The sequence below is a fragment of the Vibrio jasicida CAIM 1864 = LMG 25398 genome, from assembly GCF_000400365.1.
Classification (GTDB): Bacteria; Pseudomonadota; Gammaproteobacteria; order Enterobacterales; family Vibrionaceae; genus Vibrio; species Vibrio jasicida.
Genome location: NZ_BAOG01000033.1, coordinates 1 through 20,293 on the forward strand (window position 1 = coordinate 1; position 20,293 = coordinate 20,293).

21 protein-coding genes are annotated in these 20,293 nt (G+C 47.1%); 12 read left to right on the forward strand and 9 right to left on the reverse strand.

The window, feature by feature from the left end; translation table 11 throughout:
• Positions 1–105: 105 nt before the first annotated feature.
• Entirely contained in the window at positions 106–1,005 is a 900-nt protein-coding gene (locus tag VJL_RS09470) for an AraC family transcriptional regulator (protein WP_020195560.1), read from the reverse strand.
• Positions 1,006–1,189: 184 nt separating this feature from the next.
• On the opposite strand from VJL_RS09470, the gene VJL_RS09475 reads away from it, so the two are divergent.
• The gene (locus VJL_RS09475; RefSeq protein ID WP_038877463.1) at positions 1,190–2,053 is read left to right on the forward strand and encodes a helix-turn-helix domain-containing protein; all 864 of its coding nucleotides are present in this window, start codon (positions 1,190–1,192) and stop codon (positions 2,051–2,053) included.
• Positions 2,054–2,144: 91 nt separating this feature from the next.
• The gene (locus VJL_RS09480) at positions 2,145–2,732 is read left to right on the forward strand and encodes a GNAT family N-acetyltransferase (RefSeq protein ID WP_038877466.1); all 588 of its coding nucleotides are present in this window, start codon (positions 2,145–2,147) and stop codon (positions 2,730–2,732) included.
• A gap of 111 nt (positions 2,733–2,843) precedes the next feature.
• On the opposite strand, the gene VJL_RS09485 is transcribed toward VJL_RS09480, so the two are convergent.
• The 7 genes from VJL_RS09485 to VJL_RS09515 form a co-directional block, all read right to left on the reverse strand.
• Positions 2,844–3,110: a DUF2999 family protein gene (locus VJL_RS09485; RefSeq protein WP_004746427.1), complete on the reverse strand. Its 267-nt coding sequence runs from the start codon at positions 3,108–3,110 to the stop codon at positions 2,844–2,846.
• Between the two features lie 66 nt (positions 3,111–3,176).
• Positions 3,177–4,529 carry an MATE family efflux transporter gene (locus tag VJL_RS09490; RefSeq protein ID WP_038877469.1) on the reverse strand — a complete coding sequence of 451 codons (1,353 nt, stop codon included), beginning with the start codon at positions 4,527–4,529 and terminating at the stop codon, positions 3,177–3,179.
• 86 nt (positions 4,530–4,615) lie between these two features.
• The gene (locus VJL_RS09495; RefSeq protein WP_081634949.1) at positions 4,616–5,467 is read right to left on the reverse strand and encodes a helix-turn-helix domain-containing protein; all 852 of its coding nucleotides are present in this window, start codon (positions 5,465–5,467) and stop codon (positions 4,616–4,618) included.
• Between the two features lie 82 nt (positions 5,468–5,549).
• A complete protein-coding gene (locus VJL_RS09500) occupies positions 5,550–6,659 on the reverse strand; it encodes a lipocalin-like domain-containing protein (protein WP_038877471.1) in 1,110 nt (369 codons plus the stop codon).
• Positions 6,659–9,184 carry an ABC transporter permease gene (locus VJL_RS09505; RefSeq protein ID WP_038877475.1) on the reverse strand — a complete coding sequence of 842 codons (2,526 nt, stop codon included), beginning with the start codon at positions 9,182–9,184 and terminating at the stop codon, positions 6,659–6,661. The genes VJL_RS09500 and VJL_RS09505 overlap by 1 nt, the downstream gene beginning before the upstream one ends.
• A complete protein-coding gene (locus VJL_RS09510) occupies positions 9,171–9,881 on the reverse strand; it encodes an ABC transporter ATP-binding protein (protein WP_038877477.1) in 711 nt (236 codons plus the stop codon). Before VJL_RS09510 ends, VJL_RS09505 begins: the two co-directional genes overlap by 14 nt.
• A gap of 226 nt (positions 9,882–10,107) precedes the next feature.
• A complete protein-coding gene (locus VJL_RS09515) occupies positions 10,108–10,353 on the reverse strand; it encodes a DUF3297 family protein (protein ID WP_005374689.1) in 246 nt (81 codons plus the stop codon).
• 234 nt (positions 10,354–10,587) lie between these two features.
• On the opposite strand from VJL_RS09515, the gene agaR (VJL_RS09520) reads away from it, so the two are divergent.
• The 10 genes from agaR (VJL_RS09520) (at position 10,588) to VJL_RS09565 (ending at position 19,765) form a co-directional block, all read left to right on the forward strand.
• Complete coding sequence (gene agaR / locus VJL_RS09520) at positions 10,588–11,358, forward strand: transcriptional repressor AgaR (protein WP_038868859.1); 771 nt, start codon at positions 10,588–10,590, stop codon at positions 11,356–11,358.
• A gap of 454 nt (positions 11,359–11,812) precedes the next feature.
• Positions 11,813–12,589 (forward strand): transcriptional repressor AgaR, encoded by a 777-nt coding sequence (gene agaR / locus VJL_RS09525; protein WP_038877479.1) that lies wholly within the window; start codon positions 11,813–11,815, stop codon positions 12,587–12,589.
• A gap of 8 nt (positions 12,590–12,597) precedes the next feature.
• On the forward strand, positions 12,598–13,908 hold the full coding sequence (locus VJL_RS09530; RefSeq protein WP_038868861.1) for a D-tagatose-bisphosphate aldolase, class II, non-catalytic subunit: 1,311 nt from the start codon (positions 12,598–12,600) through the stop codon (positions 13,906–13,908).
• On the forward strand, positions 13,905–15,062 hold the full coding sequence (locus VJL_RS09535; RefSeq protein ID WP_005448944.1) for an SIS domain-containing protein: 1,158 nt from the start codon (positions 13,905–13,907) through the stop codon (positions 15,060–15,062). Before VJL_RS09530 ends, VJL_RS09535 begins: the two co-directional genes overlap by 4 nt.
• Before the next feature lie 22 nt (positions 15,063–15,084).
• Positions 15,085–15,558, forward strand: coding sequence for a PTS N-acetylgalactosamine transporter subunit IIB (gene agaV, locus VJL_RS09540; protein ID WP_005448946.1), 474 nt, complete (start codon positions 15,085–15,087; stop codon positions 15,556–15,558).
• A 16-nt stretch (positions 15,559–15,574) separates the two neighbouring features.
• On the forward strand, positions 15,575–16,351 hold the full coding sequence (gene agaW / locus VJL_RS09545; protein ID WP_005448948.1) for a PTS N-acetylgalactosamine transporter subunit IIC: 777 nt from the start codon (positions 15,575–15,577) through the stop codon (positions 16,349–16,351).
• Complete coding sequence (gene agaE / locus VJL_RS09550) at positions 16,341–17,225, forward strand: PTS N-acetylgalactosamine transporter subunit IID (protein ID WP_005448950.1); 885 nt, start codon at positions 16,341–16,343, stop codon at positions 17,223–17,225. The genes agaW and agaE overlap by 11 nt, the downstream gene beginning before the upstream one ends.
• A 59-nt stretch (positions 17,226–17,284) precedes the next feature.
• Complete coding sequence (agaF, locus tag VJL_RS09555) at positions 17,285–17,725, forward strand: PTS galactosamine/N-acetylgalactosamine transporter subunit IIA (protein ID WP_005448952.1); 441 nt, start codon at positions 17,285–17,287, stop codon at positions 17,723–17,725.
• Positions 17,715–18,920, forward strand: coding sequence for an N-acetylglucosamine-6-phosphate deacetylase (gene nagA, locus VJL_RS09560; RefSeq protein WP_038877481.1), 1,206 nt, complete (start codon positions 17,715–17,717; stop codon positions 18,918–18,920). Before agaF ends, nagA begins: the two co-directional genes overlap by 11 nt.
• Entirely contained in the window at positions 18,911–19,765 is an 855-nt protein-coding gene (locus VJL_RS09565; protein WP_005448957.1) for a tagatose bisphosphate family class II aldolase, read from the forward strand. The genes nagA and VJL_RS09565 overlap by 10 nt, the downstream gene beginning before the upstream one ends.
• A gap of 123 nt (positions 19,766–19,888) precedes the next feature.
• On the opposite strand, the gene VJL_RS09570 is transcribed toward VJL_RS09565, so the two are convergent.
• Positions 19,889–20,275, reverse strand: coding sequence for a hypothetical protein (locus tag VJL_RS09570; protein WP_038877483.1), 387 nt, complete (start codon positions 20,273–20,275; stop codon positions 19,889–19,891).
• Positions 20,276–20,293: the final 18 nt, after the last annotated feature.

Here is a 20,293-nt window from a genome sequence, read left to right on the forward strand (position 1 = left end):
AGCTAAAAGGCCTGACTCCGATAGAGTATCGAACTCAGGCCTTGAAAGCCGCTTAACAGAAATGTCCAACTTTACGGGGTCACTTCAACGATGCAGGCTTTTGGTTTATTTGATGGCGGTGCAGAAGCTAACGTCTGCATGGTGCGTTTGTGGGTCGAAGCTGTGGTAAAGCTCAAAGCAAGGGCGGTCGTCGTTCTCAATACCGGATTCAATTACCTTGCTCATGACATCATCCCACGCTTTTGAGTATTGGCTCGGGTCAGTAATGTGCTGGCGCATCACCGCATATTGACCGCCGGGGAAGTCTTGCAGCTCAATGCCTTTCGGAACTTCCGTGTCTTCTGGCACCATCAAGCAGATATCAGTACGGCACTTCTCGTCTGGCGTGATTTCAGGATTGTCATGGTAGATGAAGATGCAGGTATTGCCTGCCAAACCTTTCATTCCTGCCCATTGATACAGGCGACCTGACGGCTCTTCATAGCCTTGGCCGTAGGGGCCGTTTACGCGAATGTAAGCCAGTTTTGCTTTTTCAAAGTTTTGCGTTTCCATTGTCGTGCTCCATTTGGTGAGTTCAGAGCCAGTATATGAATCGCTTGGTGTCACTTCGTTTCCATTCTTGCGCAACGTGTGTCCAATCTTGCTGTTTCGTGCTAATTCAGAAAATTGCTGATAGTTTTCGCAGTCACGAAAGGCCGTAGGTGTAACGCCATAATGTTGTTTGAAGGCTTTGGCTAAGCTCTGTGAGCTAGAAAATCCGTACTCTAGGGCAATGTTCAATACTGGTTGCTTGGATTTGAATAAGTCATCGGCGGCGGCTTCTAGACGCAAACGTCGAATGAAATCAGCCAATGTCTCGCCTTGCACGGCTTTGAAGGTACGATGAAAGTGATAAGGAGAAAGGTTCGCCAGCGCGGCCACTTCTGGCAGGTTGAGTGGTTCATTAAAGTGTTGTTCTAAATAACGAATCACAGGAACCAGTCGTTGGTGGTAGTCGACGCGCATCGGGGGATTTCCTTGTTCTGTTCAGCTTGTTTTCTCTGCTCAAAGCCTACCGCAATCCAACAAGCTTGCAAGGGAGCAGGGTGAGAAATGCGTGGCGAGATGAGCGTCAATCAGTCACACTCAACGAACAGATGTTGAAGCAAAAACGTCGCGCTTATTATCTTTACTAACCGCTAGGACAATCATGATAGCTTGGAAACAGTCTCTGCCAGAGTACGAATGGCTCATTCATCAAGTTTGGTACTTGGAAGTGCCAGAGGGTGAAGTCATTGACCCCAAGCCGCACCTTATTCCAAACCCGCGTGCTCATTTACTCTTTACGCCACCAGAGCAAGGCTACAGTTACGACACGGGGGACATTAAGCTTGCTGGCAAAGGCTGCCACTTATTAACGGCTAACGAACATTTGCTGTTGTTGGAAGATAGGGCACCCATCAAGCGTATTGGTATCACCTTTCGTCCAGAGGGTTTGTATGCCATTGAGTCACGGTTTAGTGATGCATCCCAAGTTGCAGCAATTAACCAATGCGAATGGTTTGATTGGCTCAACACGGCGTTTGATGAGCGCTTTCAACAAGGTCTATGGCAGTTAGAGTTGCAGGATTCACCGCAATGTTTGCTGGACTATATCAAGCGACATTTAGATGCGTTAGATATCGAACCTTGCCGTATCAAACCGTTTTTGGCATCGCAAAAAGCGGTGTCCGTGATGGATGCTCAGGCGCTACGCTCACCTGAGTTAGCGATGGATATTGATGAGATAGCCAAACAGTGCGCCTGTTCTCGCAGAACGCTTGAGCGCAGTTTCAAGCAGGTGGTGGGGTTGAGCGTTAAGCAGTATCAACAAATGGCACGTCTGGAGCAGATGATTTTGACTCTCTACAAGCAACAAGAAGCGATTGATTGGGCGAGTTTCTCCCAACAATTTGGTTTCAGTGACCAATCGCATTTGATTCGTACCCTCAAACATCAGCTAAGAAAAACGCCAAGCAAATACTTGAAAAAGCGTGACTTAACCATCGATATCTATGGCGACTTTGAGTCGTAATACATTGCTAATCAGCCCGAAAATTGTCGCAAAAATCCAATTTTTCTCTTATCCGCTGGGCTACTATTTTCCGCAGATAACGAGGTAACACATGTCATATCAAAAACTAAAACAAGGCGAAGCCATCCCATTTAACGAATCGTTGACTATTCAACTGATTCAAGGCTCTGATCTACAAGATATTATCGAGATGTTGAACGACGATAAGGTCAATCAATATCTGTTCTTCGCACCTGCTGACAACAGCCTATATGAAGGCTTCTTTGGCCCTATTATTGAAAATACGGCACAAGCGATTAAAGACGATGTTTGGCCAGATAGCCCAACGTTCGTGATTCGTGACCAACAAGGTCAGTACATGGGAATGTGTGCAGTGACCGCAGTGATGTTCTTAACTGGCAACTACGAAGTGGGTTATCAGTTACCAACTTGTGCATGGGGCAAAGGCGTTGCGACTCGCGCTTGCCAAATGATGACCGAGATTGGATTTACTGAGCTAAACGCCCATAAAGTCAATGCCGATTGCTACGCTTCTAATGCTGGTTCTTACAAGACGTTAGAGAAAAATGGTTTTACTCAAGAAGGCCGTCAGAAAGACTACTACAAACGAGAGCAAGGCTTTGACGACAAGCTTTACTACGGTATGACCGCTGAACAATTCGCGTCTTTAAATCGCTGATTATTAGCCGACAAAAAAGTAGCTAAAAACAAAGTAGTGAACAAAAAAGGCCGTTAACCCACATGCTCGGGTTAACGGCCTTTTCTATATTCAGCGCTAAATGGCTAAGACTTAGTTGCCTTGGTTTTGGCTTTGAAGCTTCTCTTTTGCTTCTTCAACCTTTGAGAAATCCAATCCCAACTCATCTACGGCTTCTTTGATTAGCGCAGGATTTTGCATCACTTGCGCCATCAGCATTTGTAGCTTGTCTTGTGGCAAACCTAGTTGGCTGATTGTTGCCATTGCCGCTAGAGGGTTTTGCGTCAGAGTCTGAAAAATCTCGTTGATTTGCTCATCGCTGATGTTGTTCTCTTTTAGCAGCGCAATAATCGGGTTCATCGCATTTCCTTTTAATCACAGAATTAAATAGAACCCGAGTTTATCATTTGGCTGAGCTTGGTTGAACTAGGAACTGCTTGCCAAGGAAATTGTTAGTTCCATTGCGCGTTTTCGGTAGTTGAATAACATGCTCAAACTGATCACCGCAGTGAGCGTTTCTGCAAATACTATGCTCGCCCAAATGCCGTCTTGCGGGAAGAACTTAGGCAGTAGCAATACACCTAGCGCGACAAACACAAACCCTCGGCATAAGGAAATGAGCGTCGCTTGTTTTGGCTTGGCAATGGCTTGGAACAGGTTGGCAATCACCATGTTTAACCCCATCAAAGGGACGCCGAAGAAGTAGAACGTCAGTGCGCTTGCGGCGATAGGGATTAAGTCATTTGCGTTACCCAAGTAAATCGAGGCAATCAGTGGCGCTGACAGCCAGATACCTAAAAGAAAGACTGTGCCACTGCCCATGGCTGCTTTCATTCCCAATTTTAGAATCTCGTCAATGCGTTCTGGTCGCCCTGCGCCGTGGTTAAAGCTGATGATTGGCTGACAAGCTTGCGCGATACCGACCATCACAAACAGAGCGAATACACCGACATTGGTGGTTAAGCCATAGGCAATGATGTGGCTTTCACCGAATTGGCTCAGCAACACGTAGTTGAACAGCACGATGGTCATCGCGGATGTGACTTCGATAAAGAATGTTGGAGTACCGATGCTTAAGATTTCTTTAGTCTTGCTTAAGCCGATGCCTTTCAGACTGAATTCTAATGAGCCTTTCTTACCCACGAAATGAGTCAGCAAAATCAGTGCGATGACTGCTTGAGCAATGGCCGTACCATAAGCTGCGCCTTTCATCCCCATGTTCATCTCAATGATAAACAGGTAGTCAAAAGCGAGGTTGGTAATGGCACCAATCGACATCGCATAGGTGGCTAATTTCGGGTTGGTGTCGTTACGCACAAAGCAAGACAACACCCAAGCCAGCGAGTAAAGGACAAAGAAGGGCAGCAGCACGATTAGGTAATCATGAGCAAGCTGAGCCAAGTTGCCTGAAGCGCCCATCAAGGCAATCAATTCATCCAACCAAATGAGAGCGAGCGTCACCGTAATAGTGGATAACAGAGTGGTAATCAACATGGATTGGCTGAACCACATCTGGCTGGATTCTGTGTTGCCTTTACCAATTTCTATCGACATTTTGGCAGCGCCACCAATGCCAACCATCATGGCGATGGCAGTAAAAATGGAAAAAGGTGGAATCACCAAGGCAATAGCGCCAAGCCCATCGGGACCGACGCCTAAACCGATAAATAACGCATCACCCATGATGAACAGTGATTTAATCACCATTCCAGTGAGCGCTGGCCATAGATACTGATAAAAGGATTTTGAAATGGGATCAGTTTTTAGATTGATAGCCATGGATTAGAAAAATACCCGAATGTGGTGGATTTATGTTCGGGTATTATCAGTACATTCAAGCGTAGCGAAAAGGGATTATCCGCCCATTATATTGCACTATCTAAACATCGGAGACGAAACTCTGCGGGCGTTTCTCCCTTTTGCTTCCGATAAAAGCGGCTGAAATACGCAGGGTCATCAAAGCCCAATTCAAACGCTATGGTCTTGACGGTTTTCGTCGAAAACACCAGTTCTCGATTGGCTTCTAATATGATTCGGTCATGAATCAGTTGCGTGACCGTTTTGCCTCTGGCAGCTTTCACTAATTCGTTTAGACGTTTGCTGGTGAGAGCTAAGGTATCGGAGTAGAACTGGCATTTCTTTTGTTCGCGATAATGCAGTTCGATTAATTCAATCAACTGCACGATGCGAGCGTCTTTCTGTTCACCTTTCTGGGATGGTGTTTTAGCAAAGCGCAATGCATAGCGTAGAAAGCTGTTGATGAGTGATTCGACAAGGTCCCAATCACAATCCTCTCTTTCACACTCTTCTTTGATTAGGGTGTAAATCGATTCTAGGTAGGGAAAACCCTCGTCGCTACAATCGAGGTACGGCGGTCGCTCAATCGTAGAAAATACGCTATTCACCAACTGTGTGCTGCGTGGATTGGTTTCAGCAAAGCCAGGACGGAATATCAACATGCGAATGTTTTTACCCATGAACTCGGAATGGTGAACCTGCCCTGGTGAAATGGTAAACAAGCGACCAAGGCGGTTTTGGTATTCGACGAAATCGATGCTCTGCGTTCCGCTATTATCCAAGCACCACACGATTTCCCAGTACTCGTGACGATGCGGTTCGATGTATGGGTCTTCTTGGATGTCTGAAAATTCAAGCGCTCGACACGGCTCACCTAAAATGAGTCGCACTTGTCGGATTGGCGAAATCATATTGCTCATGAGGGCATTCAACAGCTCTTGGGGGTGACGGTTTCATCATTATGAATCGAATAACCAAGGTTGTGTACGGAAATTTATTTGCTCAGTAGCCAGTGAGTTCCATATAACCAGTCCCAGAATGAGAGCCATCAATACGCACCGGGCCTTCCCAATAAGGTACCGAAAGCGGCATTTTCGCGTTCGGGTTGAGTGCAGAAACGGTTAGCTCGATTTGCTGGTTAGGAATCGACACTTGCCACTGGGTTGGATACTTTCGCCCTTGGATTTCTGTTTGATTGGTTGCCTTTAACTGAATGTCTTTTTGTGGGACAGCGATGCCAGAACCATCTTGCTGCATCAGCCTTGCGCTGGAGTAACTGGCTTGTCCGGTTTTGGAATCTCGCAATTGGAACACCACCAAGCTGGTGTCGTCACTCAACCTTAGGGCAAACCAGTCCCAGCCTTGTTGTGAGTCGAGTAAGAATTGCGAGCTCCACTCTCGGTCTATCCAGCCTTTGCCCGACACTTGATGGATTTCGCCGTCGATCGTGACCTCACCGGAGACATCAATAAACGGTTGGCTGTAATAATACGAAGCCACCTGACCATCGGCACTTTTGGTGCTGTACCCTTGCTCGCCTTGCTTTTGATACGGTGCAGTGTTGGTAAGCGTCAGCGAATAGCCAAACTGTTCGGAGCTCGCCTTCAACGTGGCAGGGAAGAGGTCGTTGGTTGAAGAGGCCCACTGCCAATCATCGAGGTAAACCCGAAATGGTGAAGTGTCGACGCCAGCGAGAGATGCTTGATCGCGTGACCATTTTTCATCGGCGTAGTGTTTGTTCGTTGTCGTGACTGCGCTGTGCGCCATGTAGATTTGTTGAGCTTGCCACTCGGTTTTCTTCACGTCATCTTCGCCCGTTGGCGGCGCAGCAGCAAAGCGAAATTGTGTCCACTGAACGCCAAGTTGAGTGCCATCTTCATCAATTAAGTTAGCGGTTAAATACCACCATTCATGACGAAAATTCGGGTGTGCTTGATGGTCTGCCGGGAAGGTCAGTTCGACACCTTTTTCCACGGGTGTGAATGGGTTGCTCTCGCTTTGCAGATCTCCACTGCCCAGCAACGTGCCCATATTTTTTTGTTGGGGATCTTCACATCCAAATAGGAACAGACTACTTATGAACAGAGTAAGTTTGCTTGCCAATCGAACCATCACAACACCTCGCTTTGCAAACTGGATACGACAGGCTTGCTGACCAATCGCCACAGCGGAACCAAGGTTGCAATCACCGCCACCAAGATGGTGAGCGCCGCAATACTGAGGGCATCACTCCAATTCCACAGATAATTTAAGCTCCAACCAAAAGCGCGCAAGGTGACGATGTCTGTCAGAACATAACCCACCATGGCACCGAGGGGCAGGGCGATAATCAGAGTAAAACTGACCAGAGCGACGATCTGTCCGACCACCATGGTCATTAATTTACGACGACTAACGCCAAGTGCATACAGCCTTGCAATGGCGGCTTTACGCGCGTCGAGCAACATGAAGCAAGCACTGAACAAGCCAACCACCGCGACCATCAACGTCACGCCGTTGAGCGCACGCGTAATGGCGAAGGTCTGCGAGAATATATCCAACGCGATGGATTTGATTTGCGCCTGATCGTAGAGCTGACTTGGATGCAGATTCAATTGCTCGCGCAGTTGCTCGTAGACGATTTGTGGGTCACCTGAGACTTTAATGCCAAGGCTTGTCGGCAAGTCGGTAAAGCCGCTCTCTTGCCATAGCTTTGGTGCTAATAAGACCTCACCGTTGGGTGAGCCGTAATCGTGGAATACCGCACCCACAAGTAGGTTCTTATTTGGAATGGCATCAAGCGTGAGTTCGCTACCCAGTAATAAACCCAGTTTGACCACAGTAGGTTCATTGATGGCGATCAACTCACCTTGGTAGAAGCGTTGCCAGAAGTTTTCCAAGTGCGATTTGAATACCATGGTTTGCTCTAAGGTGTCTTTGTCTTTGGTGCCAAGCAAAATCGGTAAGCCTTGCAGGTTATCATCGACGTAGTATTGCTTGTAGATGGCCTCAACCTTGTCGAACTGCCCTAACGCGCGCTCTACATCAGCGATTTCTCCTTGCGCAGGACTGACGTAAATATCGGCGTGCAACCTTTGTTCTAACCACTGTTTTAGGGTGGATTCAAAGCTGCCAACTAGTGTATTCATGCCCATATTGGCTGTAACGGCGAGTAGCAGTGCCATCATGGCGAGAGAAAGCGGAGAAATCAGCTCGCGCAACTCAGCAAACAGATACTGCATCAAACCGGAAGTGGTGCGCTTCCCACACCAATTGGCTAGTACGCTGAGTGTTTTGGGTAGGTACAAAGGAATCGACACTACAAGCACGCCGAGCCACGCCATGGTGAAGCGGTGATGCTCACTCAGCCATAACCCTGCGAGTGCGAGAGTCGTCAACGCAGCACCTATCACGAACAATTGGTTTTCGTTAGAGGCTTCAGGTGCTTGATAAAATCCACCATGAGAGGAGAGCGGTTGGCGCACTCGCTGTTTAAAGTGCTGCCAACACGCCAATAGGGTTGCGGCTAACGTGAGCAGCAATGCTTGCGCCCACCATTGCCACTGCCAAGTGCCGGGCAGCAGTGTCGCACCGTAAAGTTGTTCTAAAGTCAGCGCCACAGTCGGATGTAACCAATGGCTAAGCTGCATGCCCAATACAAAACCGAGGGAAGCGCCGATGGTAACGAGAAGAGTGAGTTCAACTAACAGCGAAGAGAACACAATGCTCGGCGCAACACCCGCCTGTTGAATTTGCACTAACAGCCGATTGCGTTTCAGCAAGCTGTACTTTACGCCGTTGTAAGCAATGAACAGCCCAACTAAAAAGGCGAGTAAGCTCATTGCGGTGAGATTGAGGTGAAAGCTGTCGGTCAGCGAGCCAAGGTCTGTACTTTGATTATTGGAAATCCATTGCCCTTGATCGCCAATCAGCTTCTGCCATTTTGCTTGCGTGTCTTTATTCCCTTTATCACCCGAATGGAAAACCGCAATGTAACTGAGCTGTCCTTGTTTATTGAGCAGTTGCTGGGCAAAGCCAATGTCCATCAACATTCGGCTACCTAACTGCCATTCGTCAGGTAGCACCACCACTTGGGTTGGAATGTCGTCCAGAGTTAGGGTTTCTACCTCCCCTAAGTTTTGATGTTGAGATTGGCTCATCATTACGATCGGCTTCCCAGCCAAAAGCTCAGGTAAAGGTAACGCACTGTCGAACAAAGACACGTTTTGTTGGTTTTCTGATGACTTTCCGTTTGTAGAATACCGAGAACGCGAAGAGATGGCGGCAATTAACTCGCTACCTTGTACTGACCAGCGACGCCCTTGTTCGTCTCTCACTCGCCCTTCGATTACAGGTAGCGCTGCACTGAGTCCGTTTTGCCTAAGGGTGAAGTAGAGCGATTCAGGCAGATAGTTTTGCCCTGCTGATGGAATAATTAGGTTCTGAGCTTGTGCGCTAAGCTGCTCGGTAGACTCCGCATAACTGCGCTTGGCATTGAGGTTGATGGCTTGCACCGCAACAAACAAGGTCACAGCCAGCACGATACCGACCAGAATTGCGGCGGCTTGCAATGGCGCCTGCCGATAGTGCGCTACAAACAGATTCAGGGCGAGTCGAGTATGAGTAAATCTGGTGTTTGATAGCTTAGCTTGCTTCATGGCGAAGCTCATGTTTGTTTACTTGATGACTGTTCTGTAGCTGACTATTATCCAATCGCAGCCGTATTTTCATAAACTCAGCGCAGTCAGGACTGTGGGTGACTAACAGCACTGCCGTATTGCCTTGGGTGGTGATTTCACTGAGCAGTTTCATTACTTCTAGCCCTGCTTTTTGGTCGAGGTTACCTGTGGGTTCATCGGCGAGTAGAAGCTTAGGTTTGTGTGCCAATGCGCGCGCAATAGCGACTCGTTGTTGTTGACCACCGGAAAGGGCAGAAACATGTCTATCGAGCAGTTGGCTGATGCCTAGAGTCTCGACCAAATAATCGCACCAGTCGTTCCATTTTTGTTGATTCAAATGCAGAGGGAAGGCGATGTTTTGCTGCACGTTGAGCGGCGTTAATAGATTGAATTGCTGGAAGATAACACCGAGTTTTTGATGTCGAAATCGGCTCCATTGTGGGTCTTTCCAAGCCGCCGTGTTATCGCCATCTAACCACAACTCACCATCGGAAAGCGGCTCAAAGCCAGCGATGACATTGAGCAAGGTACTTTTGCCGGTACCACTTGCACCCGTCAGCGCAACGCTCGCTCCTGTGTTCAACGTAAAGTCGACGCCTTCCAACACGCGATGTGTCTCTTTGCCATCGACAAAGCTTTTGCTGGCGTGTTTGAGTGTGACAAGTGGGCTTTCCATTTCCTCTCCCTGTATTCAAAAGGTGTCGTTTCTTTTGGCAATCACTATTGCAGTTCGTTCTTTAGAAACTTTAGACAACAATCAGATAAAAACAGCGATTTACATCGATTTCTTAATAACTTGTACTGAAAAGAAGAGGGAATAGATTAAACGAGAAGGGGATATGACAGGCATTAAAAAAGCCCGAGTCAGACTCGAGCTTTCAAATACATTCAGCGTGGTCAGCTTACACGTAGTACGCTTCAACTTCGCCTTTAAGCTTGATTAGCATTGGGTTACCGAAACGGTCTTTTGCTTTAGGAGAAGCAATTTTTACCCAACCTTCGCTGATGCAGTATTCTTCTACGTCAGTACGCTCTTGGCCGTTGATACGAATACCGATTTGGTGCTCGAAGCATTCTTTGATGAAGAATGGGCTACGTGGGTTACCCGCTAGGCGATCTGGTAGAGCTGGTTTAGCTGTATCTGTCATGTTTGTGACCTTGAAGTCATTAAAAAAAGTGCGCCATTGTAGTCAGTGCAAGGCGAGTGTTCAAGAAATGTTGATGTGAGTTTGAAGCGTATAACACTCACAGCCATGCTATCGTCTTTTTTGGCGTGAATACGCTCTCGATTTCAATTTGATAGCATTAAAGAAAGGTTGCATTATAAACAGATATGAGTACCTATCATTACATCTATAGCTTATTATCGGTGATCAACTTTTATGAAATTAAACGCATCATTAAGGCGCAAAGAGATTTTGCGGTTCATCCAGAACGCCCAGCGAGGTGAAGTGAGTGACTTTGCCAAGCAATATGATGTGTCAGAAGTGACCATTCGAAATGACCTCAACTATCTAGAGAAACAAGGCTGCGTCAAACGTTGTTATGGCGGAGCACTGTTGAATAATCAATTTGCGTTTGAACGTCCTCTCAATGATAAAAAGCAGCTCAACAGTAATATCAAGGCGAAGCTCGGAGAGTATGCTGCCTCGTTGATTGCGGACGGCGATAAAATCATTCTCGACTCTGGTTCAACCACAGAGCAAATTGCTTATCACTTGAAAGGTAAGAATGATCTTGTCGTTATGACTAATGGCATTAACATCGCCTATCATCTTGCCAATCAAAGTAATGTCTCTGTTATGGTCACTGGAGGCACCATGCGTGAGAATTCTTATTCCGTCCACGGTTTGAGTGGTGAGGACTTCCTCGCAGGCTATCGCTTTAACAAGCTCTTTTTAGGTGTGGATGGCTTTGACAAATCCACTGGCGTCACGACTCCTCATCAGGGTGAGGCTGACATTAATCGAAGAATGCTTGACGCGGCACAAGTCGTTATTGCCGTAACCGACTCATCAAAGTTTTCTCGTCAGAGTTTTTGCCTTATTGCCCGACCAGAGCAACTTGATATGCTCATTACTGACAGTGGTATCCCGTCCGATTACTTTGAACATCTCACTTCAATGGGCGTTGATGTACGTATTGTTGATTAGTGATTAGTGATTAGTGATTAGTGATATTGGTTTTTCTATCAATATCGTGAAGACTATTTCTGATCGACTTAAACCTTTGTGCAACTTCAGCATCAAAAAAACGCCTTCTAACGACTTCATCGACCTTCAAAAAAATAACCGATATTGCATTTTGTGATCTTGCGCAGGCTGTAGTTCGAAACGACAGCTGTTAACTCTATTTCATCCTACCTTTCACTTTCTTTGTATCGAAAGTGAGTTTTTATGCGCCCCTTTGTGATTACTTTCAATTTAATAACGAAAGAAAAGCCTTTCGTTTTTCATGAAGTGAAAGGTTTTTTGGGGTAAAAACGAAAGAAAAATGACTGTGATCTAGCTTTCACTTTTCCTAACTTCGCCCTGTTTTAATACCAACGAAAAGAAAATCGAAACATTTCTAACGGAAAGCGAAATGGAACGAAAGGAGAGTTGGTGAATGAACAGTGCAGAACGAAGACAGCAAATCATGGCTCATATTTGTCGTCATGGTTCAGGAAAAGTGGACGACTTTGTCGAGCATTACAATGTATCGGCTGTCACCATTCGCCACGACCTGAATCTTCTAGAAAAAGAAGGCTGTGTTTTTCGCTGTTATGGTGGCGCAACACTCAACCCTAACTTTGCCTTTGACCAACCGCTCTACCGCAAAGATCAACTTAATCGCAGTGCGAAACAAGCGATAGCACAGGCTGCAGCGAGCCTTATTCAAGATGGTGAAGCGATCATTTTGGATTCCGGAACCACGATAGGTCTTATGCCACAGTACTTGGTCAATAAGCAGCAATTGGTTGTGATGACCAATGCCCTCAATACCGCCTACCAACTTAGCAAGATGGAAAACGTTGAGTTACATGTGGTTGGAGGTAGCCTGCGTCGCGCTTCTTGTTCACTGATAGGTAACCATGGTGAACAGCAAATTCGATCTTACCTTTTTGACAAGCTGTTTTTGGGCGTGGATGGATTCGACCTGCTTGCTGGCGTGACTACGCCAGACAAACAAGAAGCTCAGGTGAATCGCGCCATGTGTGAGGTTGCTCGCCAAGTCATTGCTGTCACCGATTCAAGCAAATTTGGTCGCAAAAGCTTTTGCATGATCCGAGCTGCAAGCCAGATCGACGTCTTGGTCACTGATCGCAACATTCCCCATAACACGCACCAATCCCTTATTGAACTTGGCGTAGATGTCGTCATTGCGGATCAAATCGTTAACTAGGAATCAAAATGAAAGCGTTACTTTCCCTAATCGAGCAACACAAACAAGGTCAGCTTACCGGTATTTATGCTGTGTGTTCTGCTCACCCCTTAGTACTTGAAGCTGCGATAAAGCAGGCTGCGCAAAATGAGCAATTGGTTTTGATTGAGGCAACGTCAAATCAAGTTAATCAGTTTGGTGGCTACACCGGAATGACGCCACAAGATTTCGCGAGCCACGTATTTGATTTGGCAGAGCGGGTTAATTTTCCTGCTGAGAACGTGGTATTGGGTGGCGATCATCTTGGTCCTAACTGTTGGCAGCACTTGCCAGCAAGCCAAGCAATGGAATATTCAATGCAAATGATTCGAGACTATGTTTGCGCGGGCTTTAAGAAGATTCATCTCGATTGTTCAATGCCTTGTGCCGATGACGAGGTTCCGCTGAGTGAAGAGCTAATGGCGCAGCGCGCTGCCCAGTTATGTTTGGTGGCAGAGCAAGCATGGAAAACAGTCGGTGGTGAAGCGCCAGTGTATGTGGTTGGCACGGAAGTTCCAACGCCAGGAGGTGCTCTTGAGTCGCTTGAAGAAGAAGGTATTCAAGTGACGAAAGCGGAAGAAGCATTGGCAACGCTAAATGCTCATCATCAAACGGTCAGTGATATGGGGCTTAGCTATGTTTGGCCTCGTGTGATTGGTTTAGTGGTGCAACCAGGAGTGGAATTTGATCACCACTCAGTACATCACTACCACAGTGCGGCAGCGCGATCGTTAAGCAATATGATCGACAGCCAACCAAATCTGGTCTTCGAAGCGCATTCTACGGATTACCAAAACCCAGAGGCATATCACCAACTAATTCGCGATCATTTTGCGATTCTCAAAGTCGGTCCAGCTCTCACATTTGCTTTGCGTGAAGCCTTGTATGGTCTGGATTCTGCGGAGAAAGAGTGGTTAGGCGCTCATCATGCTTCTCACTTACGCGAAACCATAGAACAAGTGATGAGAGAGCAACCTAATTATTGGCGTTCTCACTACTCCAGCAAAGGGCATCAACAATATCTCGATTGCAGCTACAGCTTGAGTGATCGCATCCGTTACTACTGGAATCATCCAGAGGTTAAAGCGGCGCAGCAAGCTCTGTTTGACAACTTAGCTGCTCACCCTCTGCCAATCACAATCCTTAGCCAATATTTACCCAACCAAGCTAAGGCAATTTCTCAACATCAAATTCAAAATCAACCTGCTGAGATTGTCGTGCACAAGATAATGGAAGTGACACAAGTCTATTCCGAAGCCTGTTACGCCAATTCAGTGGCTAGCAAGGAGACGACCAAATGAGTTCAGTTTTAGGCTATGAGTTGCCATGGTTAGAACAACGTAATGGTGTTCATACGGCTCAAGAAATCAGTCATCAACCTCAGTTATGGCGAGCACTTTCTACCATTTTAGAAGAGCAGTATGAGGCAATCCGCGATTTTCTAACGCCTCTGCTTGAGCAGCCAGACCTACGCATTATTTTGACTGGTGCGGGCACATCTGCATTTGTCGGCGATGCGGCAGCACCATTTATTCAAGAGGGGCTGAGATTTCAAGTTGAGTCCATCCCAACCACGGATTTAGTGTCAAACCCGGAACAGTATCTGGACCCAAGTCGTCCGACGTTGGTCGTTTCTTACGCCCGCTCTGGTAATAGCCCGGAAAGTGTTGCTGCTGTTGCTCTTGTCGATCAGCTTGTTCCTCATTGTCATCACTTGTTCTTGACGTGTAACCGTGACGGGGAACTCTCTCATTACGCTCGAACTGCACAAAATGCTTGCTGCGTGATCATGCCTGAAGGCTCAAATGATAAGAGCTTTGCGATGACATCGAGCTTCAGTTGTATGTTGATGTCTACGCTGACGTTATTTGGTGGTCAATCTCCAAAACAATGGCATGAACAAATTGAAGTGGTAGCAGCACTTTGCGAAGCCAAGTTAGAGCAATGGGAGTCTGCTATTAAGGCGCTCGCCAGCCAGCCTTATGAGCGTTTAATCGTAATCGGTAGCGGTGGTTTTGCTGGGCTTGCCCGTGAAGCATCACTCAAATCGCTTGAGCTAAGTGCAGGTAAAGTGATGACGGCTTTCGACTCATCTCTTGGCTTCCGCCATGGTCCTAAATTCACCATTAACGATAAAGCGGTCGTGATCCAGTTGTTATCAAGTGACGCTTATACCCGTGGGTACGATTTGGATTTATTCAATGAGATCCGCCGCGACAAACAAGCATTAGCTCATATTGCTCTCACAGAACTGTCTCTCAACGAAGACGATGTTTTTGAATTTGGGAGATTGGATTTGGGCGATCAGTGGCTGTGCTTCCCATTCATTCTCTTCTGCCAAATGTTGGCATTTGAAAAATCACTTCAACTGGGATTTGGACCGGACAATCCGTGCCCAACCGGTGAAGTCAATCGTGTGGTGCAAGGTGTCACCATCTACCCATTCAACAAGTAACGGATTCGAAAAGGAATAGACCATGCCAAATATCGTGTTAAGTCGTATTGATGAGCGCCTCGTCCATGGCCAAGTGGGTGTGCAATGGGTAGGTTTTGCGGATGCCAACATTATTGTCGTTGTGAACGATGAGGTAGCAGAAGACACCATTCAACAGAACTTAATGGAGATGGTGCTAGCAGATGGCATCGCAATCCGATTTTGGACGGTGAAAAAGACCATCGACACCATCCATAAAGCGGCTGAACGCCAACGAATTCTAATGGTTTGTCGCACACCAAAAGATTTCCGCCAATTGGTGGAAGGCGGTGTGCCAATTAGCAATATCAACGTCGGAAACATGCACTACGTTGAGGGAAAAAAGCAAATTGCCAAGACGGTTTCAGTCGGAACTGAAGACGTTGCGGAGTTTGAAAAATTAAAAGCACTAGGGGTGAAATGCACGATCCAAGGGGTGCCAACTGAAAGTGCGACTGACCTCTTTACTCTTATCTAACAATAGGAAAGAAATCATGGAAATAGGACTCTTACAGGCCTTGATGCTCGGCATCTTAGCCTTTTTTGCTGGCCTAGATTTATTTAATGGTCTTACTCACTTCCACCGTCCGGTGGTGCTTGGTCCACTTGTTGGTCTGATTTTAGGCGACTTGCAAACCGGTATCTTGGTTGGCGGTACGCTTGAATTGATTTGGATGGGACTTGCCCCTCTTGCGGGGGCTCAACCACCAAACGTTATCATCGGCACCATCGTGGGTACGGCTTTCGCGATTACAACCAAAGTCGAGCCAAATGTTGCGGTTGGTGTCGCTGTGCCTTTCGCCGTTGCCGTACAGATGGGCATTACGCTGCTCTTCTCTGCAATGTCAGCGGTCATGTCTAAGTGTGACGAGTACGCACAAAATGCGGATACCAATGGTATTGAACGCGTGAACTATATGGCACTTGCTGTACTCGGTTCTTTCTACTTTCTGTGTGCATTCTTACCCGTTTATCTTGGGGCTGAACATGCAGGGAAAATCGTTGAAGTACTACCGAAAGATCTCATTGATGGCTTAGGCGTCGCTGGTGGCATCATGCCTGCAATTGGCTTTGCTGTCTTGATGAAAATCATGATGAAGAACGCCTACATCCCTTACTTCATCCTTGGTTTCGTCGCTGCTGCTTGGCTTCAACTGCCAATCTTAGCGATTGCCGCGGCTGCGACGGCCATGGCCATTATCGACTTCATGCGTAAAACGGAACCCACTCCTGTAACTGCACCTGCTGAGGACTTTGAAGATGGAATCTAATGTAAGTAACGAACTCGACCTTCGTAGCCAAAATGTTGATGTGCAGCCAGCTCCTGGCGTGGCTGAAGATGAGTATGAAAATAAAGAGATTGGTGCAGATCTAACCAAAGCAGACATCAATCGTATGGCGTGGCGCTCGCTCCTACTCCAAGCGTCTTTCAACTACGAACGTATGCAGGCTTCTGGTTGGTTGTACGGACTACTGCCTGCGCTGAAGAAGATTCACACCAATAAAGCTGACCTATCTAAAGCAATGCAAGGTCATATGGGGTTCTTCAATACTCACCCGTTCTTGGTGACATTTGTCATGGGGATCGTTCTGGCGATGGAACGCTCCAAGCAAAACGTCAGCAGTATTCAGAGCACTAAGATCGCGGTTGGTGCACCAATGGGTGGCATCGGTGATGCGATGTTCTGGCTGACTCTTCTTCCTATTTGTGGCGGTATCGGTGCAGACCTTGCGCTGCAAGGCTCCATCATGGGTGCGGTGTTCTTTATTGTGCTGTTTAACGTGGTGCATTTTGGTCTGCGATTTGGTCTCGCACATTATGCGTATCGCATGGGGGTTGCTGCTATCCCTGTTATCAAAGCCAACACGAAGAAAGTCGGACATGCGGCTTCGATGGTAGGTATGACGGTGATCGGTGCTTTGGTGGCGACTTATGTTCGTCTATCGACGACCGCAGAAATTACCGCCGGTGATGCTGTGGTGAAACTGCAAGGCGATGTGATCGATAAACTCATGCCAGCGTTTCTTCCATTGGTCTACACCCTAGCTATGTACGCGCTCGTCAAGCGTGGTTGGAGCCCGCTAAAACTTATCGGTATCACCGTGGTGTTAGGTGTTGTTGGGCGTTTTATGGGTTTCTTATAAATCACATTGGACACACAAAACATTGGGGTGGAGTGCTCTGCCCCATTAAGGAAACGTAAATGATTGCTGTAATTCTATCTGGTCACGGAGGGTTTGCTTCCGGTCTTGCCAAAGCGGTGTTTCAGGTTATTGGGGAGCAACCTCAATTTAAGTTTATCGACTTTCCAGAAGAGGCAACGACTCCGCAACTGGAAGTGTCAATGCGCGAGGCGATTAATGAAGTTGATTCTGGCGAAGGTATTGTTTTCCTCACTGATTTGTTGGGAGGTACACCTTTTCGTACTGCATCACTGATCAGTCAAGAGCGTGACGATGTCCAGGTTGTAACGGGAACAAACATGCAGATGGCGGCTGAGATGCTTTTGGAACGCGATGAACTCGATCTCGCTGAGTTTCGCGATCAAGCGCTGGCTTGTGGGCATCGTGGCATTACCTCGTTGAGTGCTGAAATGGCTGAGAAAGCTAAACATGTGGGAACGGTAGAAGAAGATGGCATCTGAACAAGATCGTGCAAGGCATTCTTGCTACCGAGCTCAGCGTGTATTGCAAGGTGATAGATGGCTTGATGATGGGCTAATTCGCATCGACGAAAATGGGGTGATTGATTCTGTTGAGCCATTCAACTCTCATGAACACATTGATTTTATTGACTTAGGTGAGGTGAGCATACTACCCGGCCTGATTGACAGTCATGTGCATGGAGCCAAAGGCTGTGACGTTATGGATGCCGAGCATGACAGCCTCAATACGATGTCTCGCTATTTCGCAAGCTTGGGCGTTACCGCATTTGTTGCCACAACCGTAACCGCTCCTGTGGCAAAAATTCGTGCCGCGTTAAAGCAAGTTGCTGTGAGTAAACGACATGGCGTTGATGGTGCTGAGATCTTAGGTGCGTATCTAGAGGGACCTTATTTCACCGAGAAGAATCGCGGCGCGCACCCGACGACATGGTTTAGAGATTTATCGGTCGAAGAGTTGGAGCAGTGGATTTCTTATTGTGATGACCAGCTCGTCACCGTCGCACTGGCTCCAGAAAAAGACGGGGCAATCGATGCGATTCGTTACCTGAATAAACAGGGTATTAACGTGATGCTTGGGCATACCGATGCGAGTTACGACCAAGTGAAACAGGCGTTGGATGCTGGCGCAAATGGCATTGTCCACTGCTACAACGGCATGCGGGGTCTACATCACCGAGATCCAGGAGTCGTTGGGGCAGGGCTTATCCATCCCAACAGCTATGTCGAAATGATTGCCGATGGGCATCACGTTCACTCTGCTGCTATAGATGTCGCGCATCGCTGTTGTGGTCAACGCATGGCGCTGATTACCGATGCTATGAGTGCGACAGGCATGCCTGATGGTCGCTACACGCTTGGTGAATACGAAGTGCAAATGAAAGGCGGCGTCGTTACTACAGAAAGTGGAAGTTTGGCAGGCAGCACTTTGACCTTGCCGCAAGCAGTTAAAAATATTCATAAATGGCTAAACATCCCACTAGAGCAAGCTTGGTTGATGGCATCGTTAACTCCGGCTCAATCGTTAGGTTTGCAACACCAATTAGGCACCCTAGAAGCCGGAAAGCGCGCATCTATGGTCGCTGTTAAATCAGATTTCTCAATTGTAAAAACTTGGGTCAATGGGCGTCTTGTGTTTGATGCATCCGTACCAAGTCAGGAGGCTTTATGTATCTAATTTCTTCCCGTGAAATGCTAAAACGTGCCCAACAAGCTGGTTATGCGGTGCCTGCATTTAATATTCATAACTTAGAGACGGTCCAAGTCATTGTTGAAACCGCTTCAGAGATGGGCTCTCCAGTGATTCTCGCAGGCACGCCGGGAACTTTTGATTATGCGGGTACCGATTACCTGATCAGTATTTGTAAAGAAGCTGCACATAAGCATTCGATCCCGTTAGTTCTTCATCTTGATCACCATGAAGACCTACAAGACATTTGTACTAAGGTCGATCACGGTATTCGTTCTGTAATGATTGATGGTTCGCATTATGCGTTTGATCAGAACATAGAGATTGTGCGCTCGGTGGTTCAATACTGTAACCGATTTGACGCAAGTGTCGAAGCTGAGTTAGGTCGTTTAGGCGGTCAAGAAGACGATCTGATTGTCGACAGTGCCGATGCACTAATGACCGACCCAGCTTCTGCCGCGGAGTTTGTTCGCCGTACTGGTATTGATTCGTTAGCTGTGGCAATTGGCACAGCTCATGGCTTGTATAAAGCGGAGCCTAAACTCGACTTTAACCGCTTAGATAAAATCCGTGGTGTTGTCGATATTCCGTTAGTACTGCATGGCGCATCAGGTGTTCCTGATGAAATGGTTCGTCGTTGTATTGACCTTGGCGTGTGCAAGGTGAACGTGGCGACTGAGCTGAAGATCGCGTTCTCAAATGCGGTCAAACAACATTTTGCGCATCACCCTGACGCAAACGACCCTCGTAAATACATCACGCCTGGTAAAGCGGCGATGAAACAGGTGGTGATGGATAAGATCCATATGTGCGGAAGTGAAGGAAAGCTCTAGGGTCTGTTGACCCTAACAACTGATTATATTTGGTAAACTCCCCCCGATGACATGTTTACCTAGGTGCTAGGTCTTCTAGCACCTTTTTATCTTTATGGCATTTCAACCGTTATTATGTGGGTATTAAGCCCGATAGAATTTACTGTCGTTGAAGACGTCACGATCACGCGGATCGTTCGATAGGAACATCCACATCTCTTTCATGCTTTGTTCAAAGAACTCTTCTTCAAACACCACCATAGAACAATGCTCACCAAGCCCAGCCACGAAGGGTTCGAGTGCTTCAAACCCAATGCGTTCGATGTCTTCAATATCAATGAAATACAGCTTCTTATCGGTTCTTTGTTCGCTTTCTGCGGGTAATTCGCCTTTACCAAGCACTGAAAAGTTAAGCTCAACGGTTAAACCCGTACGGTTTTGTTTGAGTTCATAAACCGCTTCCGTTTGAGCCATCACGCTGTAGTTCAAATCATCAAAGTAGCTCAGTGTTTCTTGCTTCATTGGGTGCATAAGTCTTCCATAAATTGT